This window comes from Bacillus sp. G1(2015b) (assembly GCF_001482475.1).
In the GTDB taxonomy this organism is placed as follows: Bacteria; Bacillota; Bacilli; order Bacillales; family Bacillaceae; genus Bacillus; species Bacillus safensis.
Genome location: NZ_LKIC01000013.1, coordinates 17966 through 35525, shown reverse-complemented (window position 1 = coordinate 35525; position 17560 = coordinate 17966). Strand labels below are relative to the sequence as shown.

Annotated in this window: 20 protein-coding genes and 1 riboswitch; of the genes, 7 read left to right on the top strand and 13 right to left on the bottom strand. The window is 42.2% G+C overall.

All coding sequences use genetic code 11. The features are described 5' to 3' along the window. Nucleotides 1–113: 113 nt before the first annotated feature. Both asnB and metK read right to left on the bottom strand, forming a co-directional pair. Complete coding sequence (gene asnB, locus AMR95_RS09575; RefSeq protein WP_039180844.1) at nucleotides 114–2012, bottom strand: asparagine synthase (glutamine-hydrolyzing); 1899 nt, start codon at nucleotides 2010–2012, stop codon at nucleotides 114–116. Nucleotides 2013–2160: 148 nt separating this feature from the next. Then, the gene (gene metK / locus AMR95_RS09570; protein ID WP_039180847.1) at nucleotides 2161–3363 is read right to left on the bottom strand and encodes a methionine adenosyltransferase; all 1203 of its coding nucleotides are present in this window, start codon (nucleotides 3361–3363) and stop codon (nucleotides 2161–2163) included. A gap of 195 nt (nucleotides 3364–3558) precedes the next feature. Further along, a riboswitch (SAM riboswitch) is annotated at nucleotides 3559–3693 on the bottom strand. Between the two features lie 226 nt (nucleotides 3694–3919). Between metK and pckA the strand changes: the two genes are divergently transcribed. After that, complete coding sequence (gene pckA, locus AMR95_RS09565) at nucleotides 3920–5506, top strand: phosphoenolpyruvate carboxykinase (ATP) (RefSeq protein WP_058838191.1); 1587 nt, start codon at nucleotides 3920–3922, stop codon at nucleotides 5504–5506. A 41-nt stretch (nucleotides 5507–5547) separates the two neighbouring features. Here the strand turns inward: pckA and AMR95_RS09560 are convergent, their stop codons facing one another. From AMR95_RS09560 to AMR95_RS09535, 6 genes are read right to left on the bottom strand one after another with little or no spacing between them, the layout of a single operon-like run. After that, complete coding sequence (locus AMR95_RS09560; protein ID WP_025092385.1) at nucleotides 5548–5790, bottom strand: DUF2584 domain-containing protein; 243 nt, start codon at nucleotides 5788–5790, stop codon at nucleotides 5548–5550. Between the two features lie 39 nt (nucleotides 5791–5829). Next, complete coding sequence (locus tag AMR95_RS09555; RefSeq protein ID WP_058838190.1) at nucleotides 5830–6624, bottom strand: alpha/beta hydrolase family protein; 795 nt, start codon at nucleotides 6622–6624, stop codon at nucleotides 5830–5832. 26 nt (nucleotides 6625–6650) lie between these two features. After that, nucleotides 6651–8132, bottom strand: coding sequence for a phytoene desaturase family protein (locus tag AMR95_RS09550; RefSeq protein ID WP_058838189.1), 1482 nt, complete (start codon nucleotides 8130–8132; stop codon nucleotides 6651–6653). Next, nucleotides 8129–9256, bottom strand: a complete 1128-nt coding sequence (locus AMR95_RS09545; protein WP_058838188.1) for a glycosyltransferase — start codon at nucleotides 9254–9256, stop codon at nucleotides 8129–8131. The genes AMR95_RS09550 and AMR95_RS09545 overlap by 4 nt, the downstream gene beginning before the upstream one ends. Then, on the bottom strand, nucleotides 9241–9987 hold the full coding sequence (locus AMR95_RS09540) for a lysophospholipid acyltransferase family protein (RefSeq protein WP_058838187.1): 747 nt from the start codon (nucleotides 9985–9987) through the stop codon (nucleotides 9241–9243). The genes AMR95_RS09545 and AMR95_RS09540 overlap by 16 nt, the downstream gene beginning before the upstream one ends. Further along, the gene (locus AMR95_RS09535; RefSeq protein ID WP_058838186.1) at nucleotides 9956–10684 is read right to left on the bottom strand and encodes a carotenoid biosynthesis protein; all 729 of its coding nucleotides are present in this window, start codon (nucleotides 10682–10684) and stop codon (nucleotides 9956–9958) included. Before AMR95_RS09535 ends, AMR95_RS09540 begins: the two co-directional genes overlap by 32 nt. A 174-nt stretch (nucleotides 10685–10858) precedes the next feature. Here AMR95_RS09535 and AMR95_RS09530 point away from each other — a divergent pair, with 174 nt between their 5' ends. From AMR95_RS09530 to AMR95_RS09520, 3 genes are read left to right on the top strand one after another with little or no spacing between them, the layout of a single operon-like run. Further along, on the top strand, nucleotides 10859–11860 hold the full coding sequence (locus AMR95_RS09530) for an ABC transporter substrate-binding protein (protein ID WP_058838185.1): 1002 nt from the start codon (nucleotides 10859–10861) through the stop codon (nucleotides 11858–11860). Between the two features lie 15 nt (nucleotides 11861–11875). Then, nucleotides 11876–12646 (top strand): ABC transporter ATP-binding protein, encoded by a 771-nt coding sequence (locus AMR95_RS09525; protein WP_058838184.1) that lies wholly within the window; start codon nucleotides 11876–11878, stop codon nucleotides 12644–12646. A 34-nt stretch (nucleotides 12647–12680) separates the two neighbouring features. Then, nucleotides 12681–13427 carry an ABC transporter permease gene (locus AMR95_RS09520; RefSeq protein WP_369810477.1) on the top strand — a complete coding sequence of 249 codons (747 nt, stop codon included), beginning with the start codon at nucleotides 12681–12683 and terminating at the stop codon, nucleotides 13425–13427. A 32-nt stretch (nucleotides 13428–13459) separates the two neighbouring features. Here the strand turns inward: AMR95_RS09520 and ytkD are convergent, their stop codons facing one another. Further along, complete coding sequence (ytkD, locus tag AMR95_RS09515; protein WP_039180876.1) at nucleotides 13460–13936, bottom strand: RNA deprotection pyrophosphohydrolase; 477 nt, start codon at nucleotides 13934–13936, stop codon at nucleotides 13460–13462. A 248-nt stretch (nucleotides 13937–14184) separates the two neighbouring features. On the opposite strand from ytkD, the gene AMR95_RS09510 reads away from it, so the two are divergent. Beyond that, entirely contained in the window at nucleotides 14185–14796 is a 612-nt protein-coding gene (locus tag AMR95_RS09510) for a TerD family protein (RefSeq protein WP_058838183.1), read from the top strand. Nucleotides 14797–14818: 22 nt separating this feature from the next. Beyond that, a complete protein-coding gene (locus tag AMR95_RS09505; protein WP_039180879.1) occupies nucleotides 14819–15604 on the top strand; it encodes an AIM24 family protein in 786 nt (261 codons plus the stop codon). 28 nt (nucleotides 15605–15632) lie between these two features. Here AMR95_RS09505 and AMR95_RS09500 read toward each other — a convergent pair whose 3' ends face one another. The 4 genes from AMR95_RS09500 to AMR95_RS09485 form a co-directional block, all read right to left on the bottom strand. Beyond that, nucleotides 15633–15941, bottom strand: a complete 309-nt coding sequence (locus AMR95_RS09500) for a hypothetical protein (protein WP_024425787.1) — start codon at nucleotides 15939–15941, stop codon at nucleotides 15633–15635. A gap of 43 nt (nucleotides 15942–15984) precedes the next feature. Then, complete coding sequence (locus AMR95_RS09495; protein WP_058838182.1) at nucleotides 15985–16389, bottom strand: phage holin family protein; 405 nt, start codon at nucleotides 16387–16389, stop codon at nucleotides 15985–15987. Nucleotides 16390–16524: 135 nt separating this feature from the next. Then, nucleotides 16525–16716, bottom strand: a complete 192-nt coding sequence (locus tag AMR95_RS09490; RefSeq protein WP_024424925.1) for a hypothetical protein — start codon at nucleotides 16714–16716, stop codon at nucleotides 16525–16527. Between the two features lie 127 nt (nucleotides 16717–16843). Continuing rightward, on the bottom strand, nucleotides 16844–17281 hold the full coding sequence (locus tag AMR95_RS09485; RefSeq protein ID WP_039180885.1) for a Dps family protein: 438 nt from the start codon (nucleotides 17279–17281) through the stop codon (nucleotides 16844–16846). Between the two features lie 131 nt (nucleotides 17282–17412). Between AMR95_RS09485 and ytzI the strand changes: the two genes are divergently transcribed. Next, a complete protein-coding gene (gene ytzI, locus AMR95_RS09480) occupies nucleotides 17413–17559 on the top strand; it encodes a YtzI protein (protein ID WP_003217544.1) in 147 nt (48 codons plus the stop codon). Nucleotide 17560: the final 1 nt, after the last annotated feature.

The following is a 17560-nucleotide window of genomic DNA, read 5'->3' as shown; positions in this document are numbered from 1 at the left end:
TTTTTTTCAGGATATTAAGCAATAACTATGAACCGCTTGTTATTTTACCCTTATCCACCGCTTTCTATCATGACAAAAAAGGTTTTCAGCACAAAGCTGAAAACCTTTTTTCATTAACTGAAGATGACTTCTTTTGGTTGATGATTCAATTGCTCTGGATCAATACTGCGCTCCACATAAATGCTGTGCCAAATCATAAAGATCAGAACGGTCCAAATCTTACGGCTATGATCTGCCTTACCAGCACAATGTTCATTTAATAAATCAAGCACATATGCTTTGTTAATATATTCGTCCGTTTGACTGTTTTTAATGATGTCTTTCGCCCAAGCGTTCATCTCATTTTTCAGCCAATGACGAATTGGAACAGGGAAGCCCAGCTTCTTGCGGTTTAACACATGGTCAGGCACAATGCCTTCTGCTGCTTTACGCAATAAATATTTCGTTGTGCCATCTTTTGTTTTCAGCTCTTCTGGAATTTTAGAAGCCGCTTCAAATACGACCTTATCAAGGAATGGAACACGAAGCTCAAGGGAATTCGCCATTGTCATCTTATCTGCTTTCAATAAGATGTCACCGCGCATCCACGTATGAATATCAACATATTGCATTTTGTTAATATCACTGTAGCCTGCACTTTCCTCGAAGTATGTCTTCGTCACATCACGATATGTAATGTTCGGATCATACTGCTTTAAGAGATTTTTCTTTACTGGCTCTTCAAAGATTTTCGCATTACCGATATAACGCTCCTCTAATGGTGTACAGCCGCGGACGATAAAGCTTTTTCCTTTCATTCCTTCTGGCATTAAGCGCGCCAGACGAAGAAGAAGCTTTTTCAGCATAGATGGAACAGATTCAAATGGTTTAAGAGAAAGCGGCTCACGGTAAATATTATATCCACCGAACAGCTCGTCTGCTCCCTCACCAGAAAGAACAACCGTCACTTGTTTCTTCGCTTCCTTTGCCACGAAGTACAATGGAATCGCCGCCGGATCAGCTAAAGGATCATCTAAATGCCAAACAATTTTTGGAAGCTCATTCATATATTCCTCAGGAGAAATCACAGCGCTGAAGTTTTGTAAGCCCAGCTTATCAGCCGTTTCCTTCGCCACATCAACTTCACTAAAGCCATCCTGCTGGAAACCAACAGAAAACGTCTTCAGCTCAGGATGAAATTCCTTTGCGACAGATACGATGAAAGAAGAATCGATACCACCTGATAGGAATGAACCAACAGGAACATCACTTCTCATGTGAATTTTCACAGAATCATAGATTGCATCGCGGACTTCTTCAATCAGCTTTTGTTCTTGTGTTTGTTCAGGCTTGAATTGAACTTTCCAGTAAGTCTTAAATTCAATCTCCTGTCCTGGGCGTAAAGTAAACTGATGACCAGGCTCAACTTTGTGCACCTTTTGATCAAGTGTATTTGGCTCAGGTACGAACTGGAATGACATGTATTGCTGTAAGGATGTCTCATCAAATAAAATGTTCTCGTTCACTGCCATCAAGCTTTTGCGTTCAGACGCAAAGTACACTTGCTCATCCATTTGTGTAAAATAAAGCGGTTTGATGCCAAAAGGATCTCTTGCGCCATATAATAATTGCGCTTCTTTATCCCAAATTAAAAATGCAAACATGCCGCGAAGCTTTGAAGCCGCTTCTTCTTTATAATGACGGTATGTGGCAAGAAGTACTTCCGTATCTGAATCTGTGCTGAATGAATAGCCTTTTTTCACAAGCTCTTCCTTCAGCTCCACATAGTTATAAATTTCTCCGTTGAAAATAATCCAGTACTTTTCATCTTCATAAGAAAGCGGCTGCTTTCCGTGCTCAACATCTATAATACTTAAACGTCTAAATCCAAATCCTACATGCTCATCATGAAAGTAACCCTCATCATCCGGACCGCGATGAACGATGAGACGATTCATTTGTTTAATTAGCTCTTCCTGTTCAGTAGTTTCGGACAATGGACGGTGATTAAATACACCAACAAACCCACACATATTATTGCCTCCACGTTATGTTATTTCTTAAAAGTAGACCTATAATTAGACAGTATTTTGTCCGATTTTGTTTCACATTTTTTCGCTTTTTGCAGATTTTTTTTTAATCAAAAGGAAAACCGCTTAAAATAAGCGGTTTTCTATGTTGTTATTGTCCCAATGCTTCTTTACGAAGTGTTTCGGCTTTATCCGTTTTTTCCCACGGAAGATCTAAGTCGTGACGGCCGAAATGTCCGTATGCAGCTGTTTGTTTGTAGATCGGACGGCGCAGGTCAAGCATTTTAATAATGCCAGCTGGACGAAGATCAAAGTTTGCACGAACCACTTCAATTAATTTTTCTTCAGAAGCTTTTCCTGTTCCGAATGTATCAATTGAAATCGATACAGGCTGTGCAACACCAATTGCATAAGCAAGCTGTACTTCACAAGAATCTGCAAGGCCGGCAGCTACGATGTTTTTCGCTACGTAACGAGCAGCATAAGCCGCAGAACGGTCAACCTTCGTTGCATCCTTACCTGAGAAAGCACCGCCGCCATGACGAGCATATCCGCCATACGTATCAACGATGATTTTACGTCCAGTTAAACCAGCATCCCCTTGAGGTCCACCGATCACGAAACGGCCAGTTGGGTTAATAAAGTATTTTGTCTGTTCATCAATCAGTTCACTTGGAACGACAGGGCTGATGACATGCTCTTTTAAGTCACTTTGGATTTGTTCAAGCGTCACTTCTGGTGCATGCTGCGTAGAAATAACCACTGTGTCAATACGAACTGGTTTGTTTTGCTCATCATATTCAACTGTGACTTGTGTTTTTCCGTCTGGACGAAGGTATGCAAGTGTCTCATTCTTACGTACTTCTGTTAAACGGCGAGATAATTTATGCGCTAGGGAAATCGGCAGCGGCATGAGCTCTTCGGTTTCGTTGTTGGCAAAACCAAACATCAATCCTTGGTCACCTGCACCAATCGCATCAATTTCTTCTTCAGTCATTGTTCCTTCACGTGCTTCAAGCGCTTTGTCAACACCTTGCGCAATATCAGCAGACTGTTCATCAATTGATGTAAGGACCGCACATGTTTCCGCATCAAAACCATATTTCGCACGTGTGTAGCCAATTTCCTTAATTGTGTCACGCACCGTCTTTGGAATATCGACATAAGTAGACGTTGTAATTTCACCGCTTACTAATACGAGACCGGTTGTAACAGAAGTTTCACAGGCAACACGTGCATTTGGATCTTTCTTTAAAATTTCATCCAAAATGCTGTCTGAAATTTGATCACAGATTTTATCCGGATGTCCTTCTGTCACTGATTCTGAAGTAAATAAACGACGATTTTGACTCATAATGGCTATTTCCTCCTGTACAAGACCACATCATCCCAAGATGAGGCCTCCAATATGATACGGAACTCGTTCCCTCTTATATTTAATAACGTTTATATTAGAGATGTTATTGGCAATTTGTTCATATGATATCCCAAAAATAAAAAAACCATTTCCTTCATTGCGAGGAAAGGGTCTGAGATCGCATGCCTTTCACTCTTATCGCTCAAGGTGTTCTTGTACCTTGCATCAGGTTAGCACCTTGGTTTCTCAGCATGTTCATGCCTTTTTCATAAGAAACCGGTTGCTGGGCTTCATCGGGCCTGTCCCTCCACCAACTCGGGATAAGAGTATCCGTTCAATAAGATATCTTATCTTAAACCCTTGCGTCATGTCAATGCTTCATAAGAATTATCTCCCTCTTTTTTCTCCTCACTATTAGCATCACCAAAAAGCATATTTTCATAGCAGAAATGAAAAAACACACACAAAAATGTTTAAATAGTATAGACTATTATTATTAATGTGTTATACTAATCGAAACAAACAAATTCAACGGTAAAGGAAGGGTTTTTTTATGAACTCAGTGGATTTAAAAGAAGATTTGCAGTCATTGCTCTCATTAGAAAATACGCACCAAAATTTATCTGTTCCGAAACTTGTTGAAAAGATTTTGGCACGTAATGAAGGCGTTTTAACATCAACAGGAGCTGTCCGCGCGACAACTGGAGCCTACACAGGACGTTCGCCTAAAGATAAATTTATCGTCAAAGAAGAAAGCTCTGAACATAAAATCGATTGGGGTCAAGTCAACCAGCCGATCTCCAAAGAAGCATTTGACCGTTTATATACAAAGGTTGTGTCATACTTAAAAGAACGTGATGAACTATTCGTCTTTGAAGGGTTTGCAGGCGCTGATGAAAGATATCGTATGCCGATTACAGTTGTAAACGAATTCGCATGGCACAATCTTTTTGCCAAGCAGCTATTTATCAGACCTGACGGGTCAACACCTTCTTCAAAAGAAAAACCTTTCACCATCTTATCTGCACCGCACTTCAAAGCAGATCCTGCAACAGATGGCACAAACTCTGAAACGTTTATCATCGTTTCTTTTGAAAAACGCACGATTCTTATCGGTGGAACAGAATATGCAGGAGAAATGAAAAAGTCCATTTTCTCTGTGATGAACTACCTGCTTCCTGAGCAAGATATTTTATCCATGCACTGCTCAGCAAACGTAGGTCAAGAAGGCGATGTAGCCTTATTCTTTGGACTTTCAGGTACTGGGAAAACGACGCTTTCTGCAAGCGCAAGCCGCAAGCTGATCGGAGACGATGAACACGGCTGGTCTGGCACAGGGGTCTTCAATATCGAGGGCGGATGCTATGCGAAATGTGTGAACTTAAGTGAAGAAAAAGAACCACAGATCTACAAAGCGATCAGCTTCGGATCAGTTCTTGAGAACGTTGTGCTTGATGAAGAAACACGTGAAGCGGATTATGATGATACATTCTTTACTGAAAATACACGCGCTGCTTACCCAATCGAAATGATTGATAACATCGTGAAACCAAGTATCGCAGGACACCCATCTGCCATTGTCTTCTTAACAGCTGATGCGTTTGGCGTCTTACCTCCAATCAGCCGTTTAACAAAAGAACAGGCAATGTACCATTTCTTGAGCGGGTACACAAGTAAATTAGCGGGAACTGAGCGCGGTGTCACATCACCAGAAACGACATTCTCTACGTGCTTCGGTTCACCATTCCTCCCGCTTCCAGCTCACGTCTATGCTGAAATGCTTGGCAAAAAGATTGATGAGCACGGTGCTAAAGTATTCCTTGTGAATACAGGCTGGACTGGCGGAGGCTATGGCACAGGCAAACGAATGAATCTCGCTCATACAAGAGCAATGGTTCAGGCAGCGATTGAAGGTGACCTTGACAATGCTGAAATGATTACTGATGACATCTTTGGCTTACACATCCCGCTTCATATTCCTGGTGTACCGGATGAAGTGCTTCAACCTGCTAAAACATGGGATGACCAAAAGGCTTATCAAGAAAAAGCACACTTCCTTGCCAATGAATTTAAAAAGAACTTCCAAAAATTCAGTCACGCGGCAAGTGACATTGAAGCCAAAGGCGGACCACTCGTATAACCAAATGAAAAAAGCTGAGGAGATTCAATCCCTCAGCTTTTTTAGTTTGTTGAATGCAATGACACAAGACGGTACGTCACCTTCGTGACATTGTCTGTCAGCTCTAGTTTTTCAACATGTGCTGTCCCAGTTTTTTCTCCGTCTTTCGTTTTGCGCACCTCAAGTGGAATATTTAACGGATAAATGCGGTATCCATCCTTCATGAGTTCAAATACATTTTCTTCAATTCTTGTCTCTTTTCCCTTTGTGACAATCATTGTATTAAATTCAACAGGCATTCCCATAATGAAAATCCCCCTACTTTCTATATTTCGTTATACTGCTTATTTTAACACATTTCCGCTTTTTCGGCTGTGCATCCATGTGGTCAGCCTTCTCACAATTTCTCGATTATGCTGCGGCGGGAAATAGTGGTTGTATCCATGGAAATACCACGTCTCCACAGACTTCCCGTGCTGGCGCAGTGCATCTTCTAACAAATATGCATGCTCAATCGATACATTTTGGTCCTCTTCTCCGTGAATGATCAGGACAGGTGCTTCAATTTTATCCACATCATTTAAAGGGGTTCTGTTCTCATATGCCTCTGGCACCTTATGCGGCGGACCACCAATCACACGCTTCATCATCCGTCTCATATCCACACGCTCTTCATAAGTAAGTTTCATGTCACTGACGCCTCCCCATGTGACAAAGGAAGCCGCCTCCTGTTTCATTTCTACAGCGGTCCAGATGCCCATAATACCGCCTCGCGAAAAACCAAAGATATGAATGCGATCCTTCTTCACTTTTTTGTGCTGCTTTAACAGCTGAAAGGCAGCAAAAGCATCTTTTCGATCTTCTCCGGCAAAATCTTCGTTCCCTTCGCCTCCTTGGTTCCCTCGGTAAAAGGGAGCAAAGACGACAAAACCCTGCGCGGCAAATTGCACAATCCGGCCAGGTCTGACCATCCCCACATTTTTAATGCCGCCTCGTAAGTACAAAAAGCCGTCGTAGAGACCTTCTCCGGCCGGCTCAGCGAGCAGCCCTTTCATCCGAAGTCCATCTGCCTCATAGGTCACTGTATATAAGTAAATATGCGGATGGGGCGACGGAAACCTTCTTTTTTCCACAATCACTCGATTTCTCTCCTTTTCATCTCTGTTTACGTCCATTGCTTCAGCATCGCTTCTGCGACAAGCTGACCTGATTTTGTCACCATTGGCGTGCCGCCGCCTGGATGACTTGTTCCCCCAACAAACCAAAGTCCTTCAATGTCCTTTGACTGATTATTGATGCGAAAGAACGCCTGTTTGAACGAGTTTGAAGACATGCCATAAATGGCTCCACGATATGCCCCCGTTTTCTGCTGCAGATCGAGCGGGGTTTGAACCGCTTCATATTCGATAAGCTCATCCAAATCAAAAAGACCTTTGTCCATTAATTTGTTTTTTACATGCTGACGATATGTCTCCTTTAGCATGTCCCAATCTTGCTCTTTTGTCACATATGGTGCATTGGCCAGTACAAACAGGTTGCTTCTTCCCGCTCCTCCGCTTAAAGCTGGTTCTGAATGACCTGAATAACATATGTAAAGCGTCGGATCTTGAGGCAGTTGTTTTTTCTGAAAAATATCTTTGAATTCTTGCTCATAATCCTCAGGGAAAAACACATTGTGATGAGCCAGCTGTTCATAGACTTTAGGTACACCTAATAAGAGAACAAAGCCAGACAAGGACGGTTCAATACCAGCCAGTTTTTGATTTAAAAAACGAGGACGGTCTTTTTCATCTATAAGATGACGGTATACAGTCAGCGCATCTGCTCCTGCAATGACTTGATCTGCCTCATACATCTGCTGATCCGTCTCCACTCCTTTGATCCGCCGATCCTTCACATGAATCTTGTTCACTTGTTCATTGAGGTGAATCTGAACGCCTAATTCTTTTGCCAGTGTCTCAAATGCCTCAACTAAACGATACGTACCGCCTTGTATTCCATAAATCCCTTTCTCTCCTTCTAAATACGCCATCATATTAAAAATAGCCGGCGCTTCGTACGGAGAAGAGCCGATATAAGTGGCATACCGTCCAAACATCGCCAATGTATGGGGATGACGGAAATATTGACGCAGCAGGCGCTGAACGGATGTGAATGGTTTGACAGCAAGAAGTGCTTTCATCAGCTTTAAATCCGCCTTATCCTTCCAGCTCAATAACAAACGATTTAAAAACTGCTCCTCTGCCTTTTGAAAAAGCGTCTTTGATTCCTGCAAAAATGCGCGGTATTGTTTCGCATCTTCAGGACTGAATGCAGCAATTTGTGATTCCATTTGCTCAATATTCGGCGTAAACTCGACCGTATGGCCATCTGAAAAAATATTTTTGGTCAGCGGAGAAATTGGATAAAAGGTCACATAATCCTCCATCCGTCTATGACAGGCTGTAAACACTTCTTCAAAATATGCCTTCATTGTAATGGTACTCGGTCCTAAATCAAAAGAGTAGCCTGCCTCGTGATGGCGCTGCAATTTCCCGCCTAAAGCCGCTTCTTTTTCTAAAATGGTGACCTGAACCCCGCGTGACTGGAGACGGATCGCGGCTGATAATCCGCCAAGTCCGCCGCCGATGATGATCACTTTTTTCATTCGTACCTTCTCCCTTTCCATTCATACCCTTCTTTTTTCAGACCGATTTTCATAGAAGCAAAACCGATAGCAATCAGGCTTAAAATACTGACCGGCAATAAAAAAGCCATCGCAGATGTCCGCCCATTTTCAGTATCTATTGCCGCTTTAATCGATACACCCATCCCATAACAAAGAATCGCTAAGCATACGCTCAAAACATCCAGCTGAAACAATGCGATCATGAAACAAATGACAGGAACCAAATAAAGGAGGGTGTATAAACAAAAGACACTGCTTAACAAAGCAATGCTTCGATTCACACCTGGGAATAAATTTTTCCGGTAACCTTCCCAAACCTCTTGTCCACTCTCATACATTCTCATATACACAAATGGATGAATGCTTGCAAGTGTGAACGGAAAGCCTTTTTCCTTCACACGTCTAGCCAAGGCCATATCATCAACTAGTGAATCCTTGATCGCTGCATGCCCGCCAATGTCGTGATAACAATTCTTTTCAATGGCAATAAAACCGCCATGTGCTGCGGCAAAAGCGGGATTCTTAGATTCTCTTACCCATTTCACTGGCAGATGACAGCCAATGGTAAACATCATCATAGGAACCACAAGATGCTCAAAAAATGTACCTGTTTTCTGTTCTGGAAAACCTGACAGCATGCCCGTTTTTTGCATGCATAACTGCTTGTACACTGATTCAACTGCCCCATTTTTTAAACGGACATCCGCATCTAAAAATAGCAGCCAGTCAGAAGCAGCAGCTTCCGCGAGCTGAGAACAGGCATATGATTTACCAAGCCAGCCGCGCTTTAATGGTTGACCTGACTGGACACGGATCCACGGGTATCTTTCTGCAAAGCGTTCCACAATCGCTCTTGTCTGATCTGTCGAATGGTCATCAAGGACGATGAGCTCTTTCGGGTAAAGACGTTGATCAACGATCGACTGAAGACAGGCTTCGATCCGATTTTCCTCATTTCGCGCTGGAATCAGAATTGATAATGAAATCGGTTCACCCGGCGGAAAGGATGCTGGCTTTAAAACAGGAAGCTGCCTCATATTCCATATGGTGAAAATAAACTGACAGAGCAAGAGTACACTGATCACAGTTAGGAAGACCGCCATGTTTTCACCCACTTTTTAAAGGAATCAAACGCATCACTTGTTGACTGACTTGTCCTTGTCATCTGTCTAAATTCTTGATTGTTTGAAAAATCAGGATCTGCGATGACCTGTGCTTGATGTGTGTTTAACTGCGTTTCAAGCAGATCTCTGAGCAGATGCGTCACGTCCTTGCTTCGAAGTTCTCCGCTACATACTAAGGTATCTTCACCAAACACAGCAGATACTGTCGGCTTTTGAAATTGATTAAATGTATAATGCAAGGTCACAGGCTTCACCACGACTTGCTCAAATTGTCTCACTAAAAATGAAGCCCCGCCCTCTAATTCAAGCGGCCGTATGTCCTGATGCATGATTTTCCCCTGTGGAAAAAGCCATACAGCCCCGCCAGCCTGCATGTTCTTTTTTGCCGTCATTAATGCTTGCTTCACACTTTTCAGCTTCTCTTTCTGAACCGGAAAGGCACCAAGCTTACGAAAAAAGGCATATTGCTTCAGCTGCTTCTCTTCCATCATCATATAGTGATCGAGTTCGGACGCTTTTTCTGTTAAAAGAAAGAGGATCAGCCCATCCCACCATGAGCTATGATTGGCGATATAAAGAACAGGCAGCTTCTCGTTTGGGTCCACAGCGCCTTTCATCATCACGCAGCGGAAATGTTTATGAAGTAAATACCGCTCAAGATAAAGAGAAAATATACGTCTAAACGATCGGCTTTTGTCGCTTTCTTTCAAATTGACCCCTTCCTTCACACAAAATAACAATGATCAGTGCTAAATAAAAAATGACCTCGAGCCCGCCCTTTAATGCCAGCACACCAAAAAAGAACACCATTGCCTGATAAATACGGCTCGTCCAGTTCAGAGCCTTCTGATCAATCCGAACAAGCGGGAAGAGAAAGGAAAGTCCTGCTCCAATCATACCCCAGCTCACAAAATTCTCAAAAGGAATACCATAAAAACCACCGCCGTCATACCACACCCAAAATTTCCGTTCAGCTGCTACTGGGTCTAATATGAGGTCAAGCAAGACAATCCATATCCCCGTTTCGACCGCTCGTTTCCACTTCGACTGCTGACTGGATAAAAAAAGACTGTTTAAAAATACTCCAACCCATGCAAAAGCAATGGTTAAAGGCACCCCTGCCACTAGAAAACCTAACGTTGGATAATAGTCATAAGCCCCGAAAGGAAACCCGGTTGTGATCCCAATCCATTCAACCGTAAATGTCAGCACGCCGACAATGGCTGCCCGTTTAATCACCATTCCCCATGATCCATAAATATTTCGCCCAATCTCTATCACACAGCAGGCATACAGCACAAGGAAAATGCCATTTGCAAATTGAAGCCATGCTGGCACCTCAAAAAAGACCATTAATATGAGCCCTATTAAATACCACCCAAGAAATACCCAACTCACTCTATACACGAAACCGCCCCTTTATTTCTTCCAAATTCAAGGAAGTATTCATGCTTCTAGTATAGAAAAAAAGACACATTCTATAAATAAACAATGCGCTTCTTATTTTCATCTAGGCACTCACCAAAAATCCCTTTTGACATACTTTAATTAGTGATCTAGAACAAAGGAGGCGAATTACTCTTGAATCGTTCCATCAAAGTCAGACTGGCATTCATCGTCGTTGTCCTGCTCTTTATTCCATTTGTCGCCTGTAAAAAAGAACAAGAGCAGACCGTACAAGTAGCCGAGGTGACCCATTCGGTTTTTTATGCTCCGCTATATGTTGCCTTATCTGAGGACTTCTTCAAAGAAGAAGGGCTAGAGGTTGAATTAAAAACGACTTGGGGCGGCGATAAAACGATGACAGCTCTCTTATCCGGTGGTGCAGATATTGCCCTGACCGGTTCTGAATCCTCTATCTATGTAGAGGCTCAAGACACAAAAGACTCTGTCGTCAACTTTGCACAGCTGACACAAACAGACGGTACATTTCTTGTTTCAAGGGAGAAAGTGAGCGAATTCTCTTGGGATCAATTAAAAGGAAAAGACTTTCTTGGACAGCGGAAAGGCGGCATGCCGCAAATGGTCGGTGAATATGTCCTGAAAAAGGAAGGCATTGATGTAAAAAAGGATCTCCGTATGATTCAAAATATTGATTTTGCCAACATTTCAGGTGCTTTCTCCTCTGGAACTGGCGATTTTGTGCAGTTATTCGAACCGACAGCATCCTTAATTGAAAAAGAAGGCAAAGGGTACATCACCGCCTCCTTTGGAGAGGCTTCCGGAAAGGTGCCTTATACCACCTTCATGGCAAAGAAAAGTTACTTAGAGGAAAACAAAGAGACAGCTGAAGCCTTCACTCGTGCCATTTACAAAGCGCAGAAATGGGTGGAAGCCAAGCAGCCGGAGGAGATTGCCAAAACTATTCAATCTCATTTTCCTGACACAGAACTTGATGTCTTATCAACTGCCATTAAACGCTACAAACAGCAGGAATCCTATGCAACAGACCCCCTTCTGAATGAAGAGGAATGGAACAAATTGCAGGAAATTATGAAGGAGAGCGATGAATTGCCGAAATTTATCCCGTACAAACAACTTGTCGATTCATCCATTGCAAAGAAGGTCACAGAACATAAATAGAATAGGAGGTAGCACATGTCTTTCCTTCAAATTGACCATGTGACCCACACGTACTTCTCTTTAAAAGAAAAAACAACGGCCATACAGCACATCAATATGGAGATAGACCAAGGAGAATTCATCTCATTTATTGGTCCCAGCGGGTGCGGAAAAACCACCCTGCTGTCTATCATTGCAGGAATAACGCCGCCTTCTGAAGGCCGAATTTTAATCGAAGGAAAAGAACCGAATCAAAAGGAGCATCAAATCGGCTACATGCTCCAGCAGGATTATTTGTTCCCTTGGAAAACCATCAAGGAAAATATCATTCTCGGATTGAAAATTACCAAACAAGATTCACATGAAGCCACCTCCGCCGCTCTTGGCTTACTGCCTAAGCTTGGCCTTCATGATGTAGAGGAAAAATACCCGAAAGAGCTGTCAGGCGGTATGAGGCAGCGTGCGGCTCTCGCCCGAACGCTTGCAGTGAATCCCGGTCTGCTTTTACTAGACGAACCCTTTTCAGCTCTAGACTATCAAACCAAACTAACATTAGAGGATCTCGTCTTTCATACACTCAAAGACTATCAAAAAACAGCGGTCCTTGTGACACATGACATTGGCGAAGCCATTGCGATGAGTGACCGCATTTTCTTATTCTCTAAGCATCCTGGCTCGATTCAGCGGATTTTTACCGTTCCAGAGGATCTGAGGACTCTTTCTCCTTTCGAAGCAAGACAGACCCAGAGTTTCCAAGAGCTCTTTCAAACGATTTGGAAGGAGCTGAAAACCGTTGAAACACAGTGATCTTTTACATGAAGCCTATCGCAAAAAATACCGAATGGAAAAACGCATGACCCGAATCTATCAGTTCATTATTTTCGCCAGCTTCTTTTCGCTTTGGGAGCTTGCCAGTCATTTTCGTCTCATCGATCCACTGATATTTAGTTCACCATCTGCGGTCTGCCAATTGTTTGTCCAAAAAATATCCGATGGGTCTTTAGTGAATCATATGAGTATTACATTATTTGAAACAGTACTCGGATTTCTACTTGGTACCTTTTGCGGTATTTTGCTTGCTGCCGCCTTATGGTGGTCCACCCGCCTGGCAAACGTTCTTGATCCTTATTTAGTCATTTTAAATGCCATGCCAAAAGTTGCCCTCGCCCCGATTTTAATTGTTGCCCTTGGGCCTGGCATGATCAGTATCGTTGCCATGGGCGCAATCATTAGTGTGATCATTACGACGATCGTCATTTATACAGCCTTTCAAGAGGTCGATGAGAATTATTTAAAGGTGATGAAAACCTTTGGTGCGAAAAAAAGCGTCGTCTTTCGCGAGGTCATTTTGCCAGCTAGTATTCCAACGATGATTTCTGCGATCAAAGTCAATGTCGGCCTTTCTTGGGTTGGGGTTATTGTGGGGGAATTTCTTGTTTCCTCAAAAGGGCTCGGCTACATGATCATTTACGGCTTTCAAGTCTTCAACTTTACACTCGTGTTCTTAAGTCTTTTCATTATTGCTGTGTTTGCGACTATCATGTACCAGCTTGTGGAATGGCTCGAACGCCGCTTTCTTCAAAAATAAAAAAGCACAGGGAATGTCTCCCTGCGCTTTTTTTAACGAATTAAACCGTTTTTTTCTAAATAAGCAAGACTTTGTCTTAACACATCATCTTTCATAATAAAGCTGAAATTCTTATTTTTTGCGATGGATCTTGGCAAGTCTGCGAAAAGAACGGGTCCTTTCGTTTCAAAATACGTGTCTTGCTTCACTAGCTTTTCAATATCAGCGAAATAAATATTCTTGACAATGACCTTTTCTCTGCCCAGCACCTGATATTGACCAATATACGTTAATTCACGAACAACAGCACCCGTCTCTTCTTGAATCTCCCGTATAGCGGCTTGGTCTGCTTCTTCATCCGGCTCAACTTTCCCTCCTGGAAACTCATAGCCCCGATCCTCATGTTCAGTGAGCAGCCACTTCCCTTGGTAGCGGCAGATGGCCCAAACATGCTTAGGATGACTTGAAAAAGGCTTCCCCTCAAAAGAGAGCTTGACCGTATTATGATAATAGTCTTTAAATACATGCATGTGAAATCCCTCATATCCTGTCCTTGCTTCTTGTAAAACATCATACCACAGATCACATTTATCTGAAGAATTTTTATCAAAAGTGAAACAAACGAGTGGTTCCAACTCGTCTGTATCTAAAATGAGGTATTGTTGCTAAAACCTTTTTATCATCTCCAACTTCACCCAATTTTAATCATGAAACCTTTTATCCCTATATGACGTAAATGAATCAGTGTTTGTCCTATGACAACGAGGAGGAAATCAGCATGAGTATAAAAAATGGGTCAAAACAAGACGCACCCCATGAGGTGATCAAGAAACACCTTCTGAAAGGGCAAAAGTTAGATTTAACAAAAGACAATCCAGCGGTCGACCAAATTCATATCGGGCTTGGCTGGGACCTGGCCGGTCAGCCAATTGATTTAGATACGCAAGTGTTTCTTTTAAATAAAGAGGACAAACTGTTGTCTCCTAAGCATCTGATCTATTATCACCAGCAGCAAAGCTTAGACGGAGCTGTTCGTCATCTTGGCGATCATCAAGTTGGCGGAGGGTATAGAGACAATGAAATGATTATTATGCAATTAAGCAGAGTCTCACCTGATATTCATAAAATTGTCGTCACAGCCACAATACATGATGCACACGAACGCCAGCATCATTTTGGACAAGTCACTAATGCCTATGTGCGCCTTACTGATCAAATCTCGCAGCAAGAGATTTGTACCTTTCAGTTAACAGAAGATTATTCGTATTGTACATCCATTATATGCGCAGAACTCACGAGAGATCAGGAGGAATGGAAAATCACTGCGACCGGGCAAGGGACTACTCTAGATTTACATGATTTATGCCGCATCTATGGATTCACATCTTGACGCAGGAAAGGAGCCGGCACCCATGGGATTTCATTTCATCACAATAGAAGAACTTACCTTACAAGCAGAAGGCAGCGGAATCTTTTTTGCCAAAAAGGGCGCAATGATTGCCGATCAAGGAAGTTTCCAATACCGCAAGCGATTACTTGGAACGAATAAAGGAAATATGGTCAGCCAAGTATTTAACCATATCAGCAGGAAATTCACAGGTGAAAACCTTGAGATGATGGAAGTGAGTGGACAAGGTACTTGCTATCTGGCTGATTCAAGCGAGCATGTGACAGTGATTAATCTTGAGCCAAGCGGTCCTTGGCAGCACGTAAGTGTAGAAAGTGAAGATTTACTTGCCTTTACTGAGGAATGCCATTACGGTGTCACACCAGTAGGCGTTGGTATTTTATCGCAGAAAGGACTGTTTACATCAAAACTCTCTTATCAAGGGCACGGAGCGCAGGTCGCCATCAAAACGAATGGAAATCCGCTCATTTTAAAAGCCCCCTGCCGCGTAGACCCTGACGCAATTGTCGCTTGGACAGGCAAAGCACCAAAGGTCAAATTAGATGTGAACTGGAAAACTTTCATTGGACAAACATCTGGTGAATCCTATTTATTTGAGTTCCAGGAACAAGATCAAATCGTCATTATCCAGCCATCTGAGCGCACATCTGGCTTACGGGTTGGATTAGATGATAATCGCTACAAGCCTCAGAGCCAAAGCTCCTCTCATGAATTCACCAATTCACAGCAAGAAAATAGAGGCGGCGGGATCACTGATCTGATCGGAGGCATTTTACAACCGCGAAAATAAAGCATGTAGAGATTCTCTACATGCTTTTTCAATTCATCAAACCATTTGTCTCAATAAAGCTCCTTGTCTCTTCATTGCCGAGCTCATAAATCATTGTGTAAATCTCTTTTCTTTTTCTATCCATTTCATCATTTGGACTATCATAATGATATTCAAGAAAAGGAACATGTGCCCGAAAGAAGCCTTTCCAATCTGTCATATACTGTTCATCGAAATAGTCTCTCAGCTGCAAAATTTGATCATCATCTGCTTCTATTTGAAATTGCCAAGCCGCTGCGTCTCTATGCTGCGATATCGATCCATCTTGTACGGATACATAGTATGTGTGTCTCGCCATCTGAATCATCCTTTTTCCTTTAGTATGACCAGATATGAGGAAATTACGGCTTTTTGCGCAATTTATTTTTCAACATGTCCAATACATCAATAAACAACTGTGGAATGGGAACTCCAAGGGCTCTGGCTGTCGAGACGATTTGGTAAGATTCATAAATAATATAAAAGATGAGCGCTAAATCCTTAATCGTCCCATTTGTCTTCAGCATGACATCAAAGAAATGTGCCATCGATATTAAGGAGACTGTCACGATCTTTCGAACAAACCTTGTAAAAAACCGCTTCATTGTGAGCTGTCCAGTCAAAGATTCTCTTAGGCTTGAACAAATTAATTCAATAGCCATCAACGTCACTAAAATCATCAGTAAATATCCTGCTCCACCAAACAGAAAGCCCATCGCCGACAAACTCACTGTAACCAACGAAAAGATGCCTAAATCCTTGCTCACTTGGCATCAACATCCTTTCAAAGTGGAACTCCTTACCTCAATAGTATATGCCGGATTTTCGCAATAGCTTGGACGACAAAAAATAAAGGCGCTGTCTTTTGACAAGAAAAAGCCGCCTTGCTCGGCGGCTACTTCCTAGACCCTAACATCAATAAAGCTTGCATCTGAATCCTTTGGCTGAACAGCTTGAGGCTGCTGCTGCACTTGATCCAGCATCACCATAGCTTGTGCTGTATTCGTAGCAAGCTGTGAATTCAACAAACTAATATTGAGTGTCTTTTGAATGCTCGCTACTTGCTGACTCATCATTCCTGCAATAGAAGACATCTTCTTCCCTCCCTTCTCTTTTCTCTTCGGCTGAAAGCCCTATGATTTCAATGGGCTGTCTGTCCCGATTCCAATAAAAAAAGAATGTCGATCGAATTATGACCGACATTCTTTTCCCATACGTGTATTATCCTAAATATGCTTTAAGCATCCAGTTGTGTTTTTCAATGGATTGATGAATCGCAAGCAGCATATCACCTGTTGTTTCATCGCCAACCTCTGCAGCCAGCTCCATTCCTTTCTTTAATTCCTCAGCGATATTGGAGAAATCATCATATAGATTTTTCACCATTTGCTCCGCTGATTCTTTGCCTTCCGCTTCTTGAATGCTTGAAATTTCTAAGCACTCTTTCATTGTCGCAACAGGCTGTCCATTTAAAGCAAGCATACGCTCAGCCAAATCATCAATATATGTAGCTGTTTCTGTATATAGTTCCTCAAATTTCTCATGGAGTGTAAAGAAATCTTTCCCTTTTACATACCAATGATAGTTATGTAATTTCACGTAAAGCACAGTCCAATCAGCTACTTGTTTATTGACAACGTTTAATAAATTTTCAGACATGTTTATTCCTCCTTATGTAATTGCGTTTAGTATGAGAATACCCTTTTCTTATTATACTGAAACCTGCCGTCAATTTCTTCTATTTTGACTGCATGAAATATATGTTAATATGGAAATAAGGAGGGAGTTAGATGCTGTTACTTGGGATTATCAGCTTTATCATTATCTCAATCGTTGTCTTTTTATCATTGTGGACGACATCGAAGGCTTATGAATATAAGCATAAAGTCGATTCACCACAAGATGCTGAACCAAACCAACGTCCTAATCCAAAATGAA

What these genes read in the sequence shown, in the direction of transcription:
- AMR95_RS09505 (WP_039180879.1), top strand. Translation starts at nt 14,819, where the DNA reads ATGGGATTTCATTTCATCACAATAGAAGAACTTACCTTACAAGCAGAA.
- asnB (WP_039180844.1), bottom strand. Translation starts at nt 2,012, where the DNA reads ATGTGTGGGTTTGTTGGTGTATTTAATCACCGTCCATTGTCCGAAACT.
- AMR95_RS09485 (WP_039180885.1), bottom strand. Translation starts at nt 17,281, where the DNA reads ATGTCTGAAAATTTATTAAACGTTGTCAATAAACAAGTAGCTGATTGG.
- AMR95_RS09525 (WP_058838184.1), top strand. Translation starts at nt 11,876, where the DNA reads ATGTCTTTCCTTCAAATTGACCATGTGACCCACACGTACTTCTCTTTA.
- AMR95_RS09560 (WP_025092385.1), bottom strand. Translation starts at nt 5,790, where the DNA reads ATGGGAATGCCTGTTGAATTTAATACAATGATTGTCACAAAGGGAAAA.
- AMR95_RS09520 (WP_369810477.1), top strand. Translation starts at nt 12,681, where the DNA reads ATGGAAAAACGCATGACCCGAATCTATCAGTTCATTATTTTCGCCAGC.
- ytzI (WP_003217544.1), top strand. Translation starts at nt 17,413, where the DNA reads ATGCTGTTACTTGGGATTATCAGCTTTATCATTATCTCAATCGTTGTC.
- AMR95_RS09545 (WP_058838188.1), bottom strand. Translation starts at nt 9,256, where the DNA reads ATGGCGGTCTTCCTAACTGTGATCAGTGTACTCTTGCTCTGTCAGTTT.
- pckA (WP_058838191.1), top strand. Translation starts at nt 3,920, where the DNA reads ATGAACTCAGTGGATTTAAAAGAAGATTTGCAGTCATTGCTCTCATTA.
- AMR95_RS09550 (WP_058838189.1), bottom strand. Translation starts at nt 8,132, where the DNA reads ATGAAAAAAGTGATCATCATCGGCGGCGGACTTGGCGGATTATCAGCC.
- AMR95_RS09490 (WP_024424925.1), bottom strand. Translation starts at nt 16,716, where the DNA reads ATGTCTTCTATTGCAGGAATGATGAGTCAGCAAGTAGCGAGCATTCAA.
- metK (WP_039180847.1), bottom strand. Translation starts at nt 3,363, where the DNA reads ATGAGTCAAAATCGTCGTTTATTTACTTCAGAATCAGTGACAGAAGGA.
- AMR95_RS09500 (WP_024425787.1), bottom strand. Translation starts at nt 15,941, where the DNA reads ATGGCGAGACACACATACTATGTATCCGTACAAGATGGATCGATATCG.
- ytkD (WP_039180876.1), bottom strand. Translation starts at nt 13,936, where the DNA reads ATGCATGTATTTAAAGACTATTATCATAATACGGTCAAGCTCTCTTTT.
- AMR95_RS09510 (WP_058838183.1), top strand. Translation starts at nt 14,185, where the DNA reads ATGAGTATAAAAAATGGGTCAAAACAAGACGCACCCCATGAGGTGATC.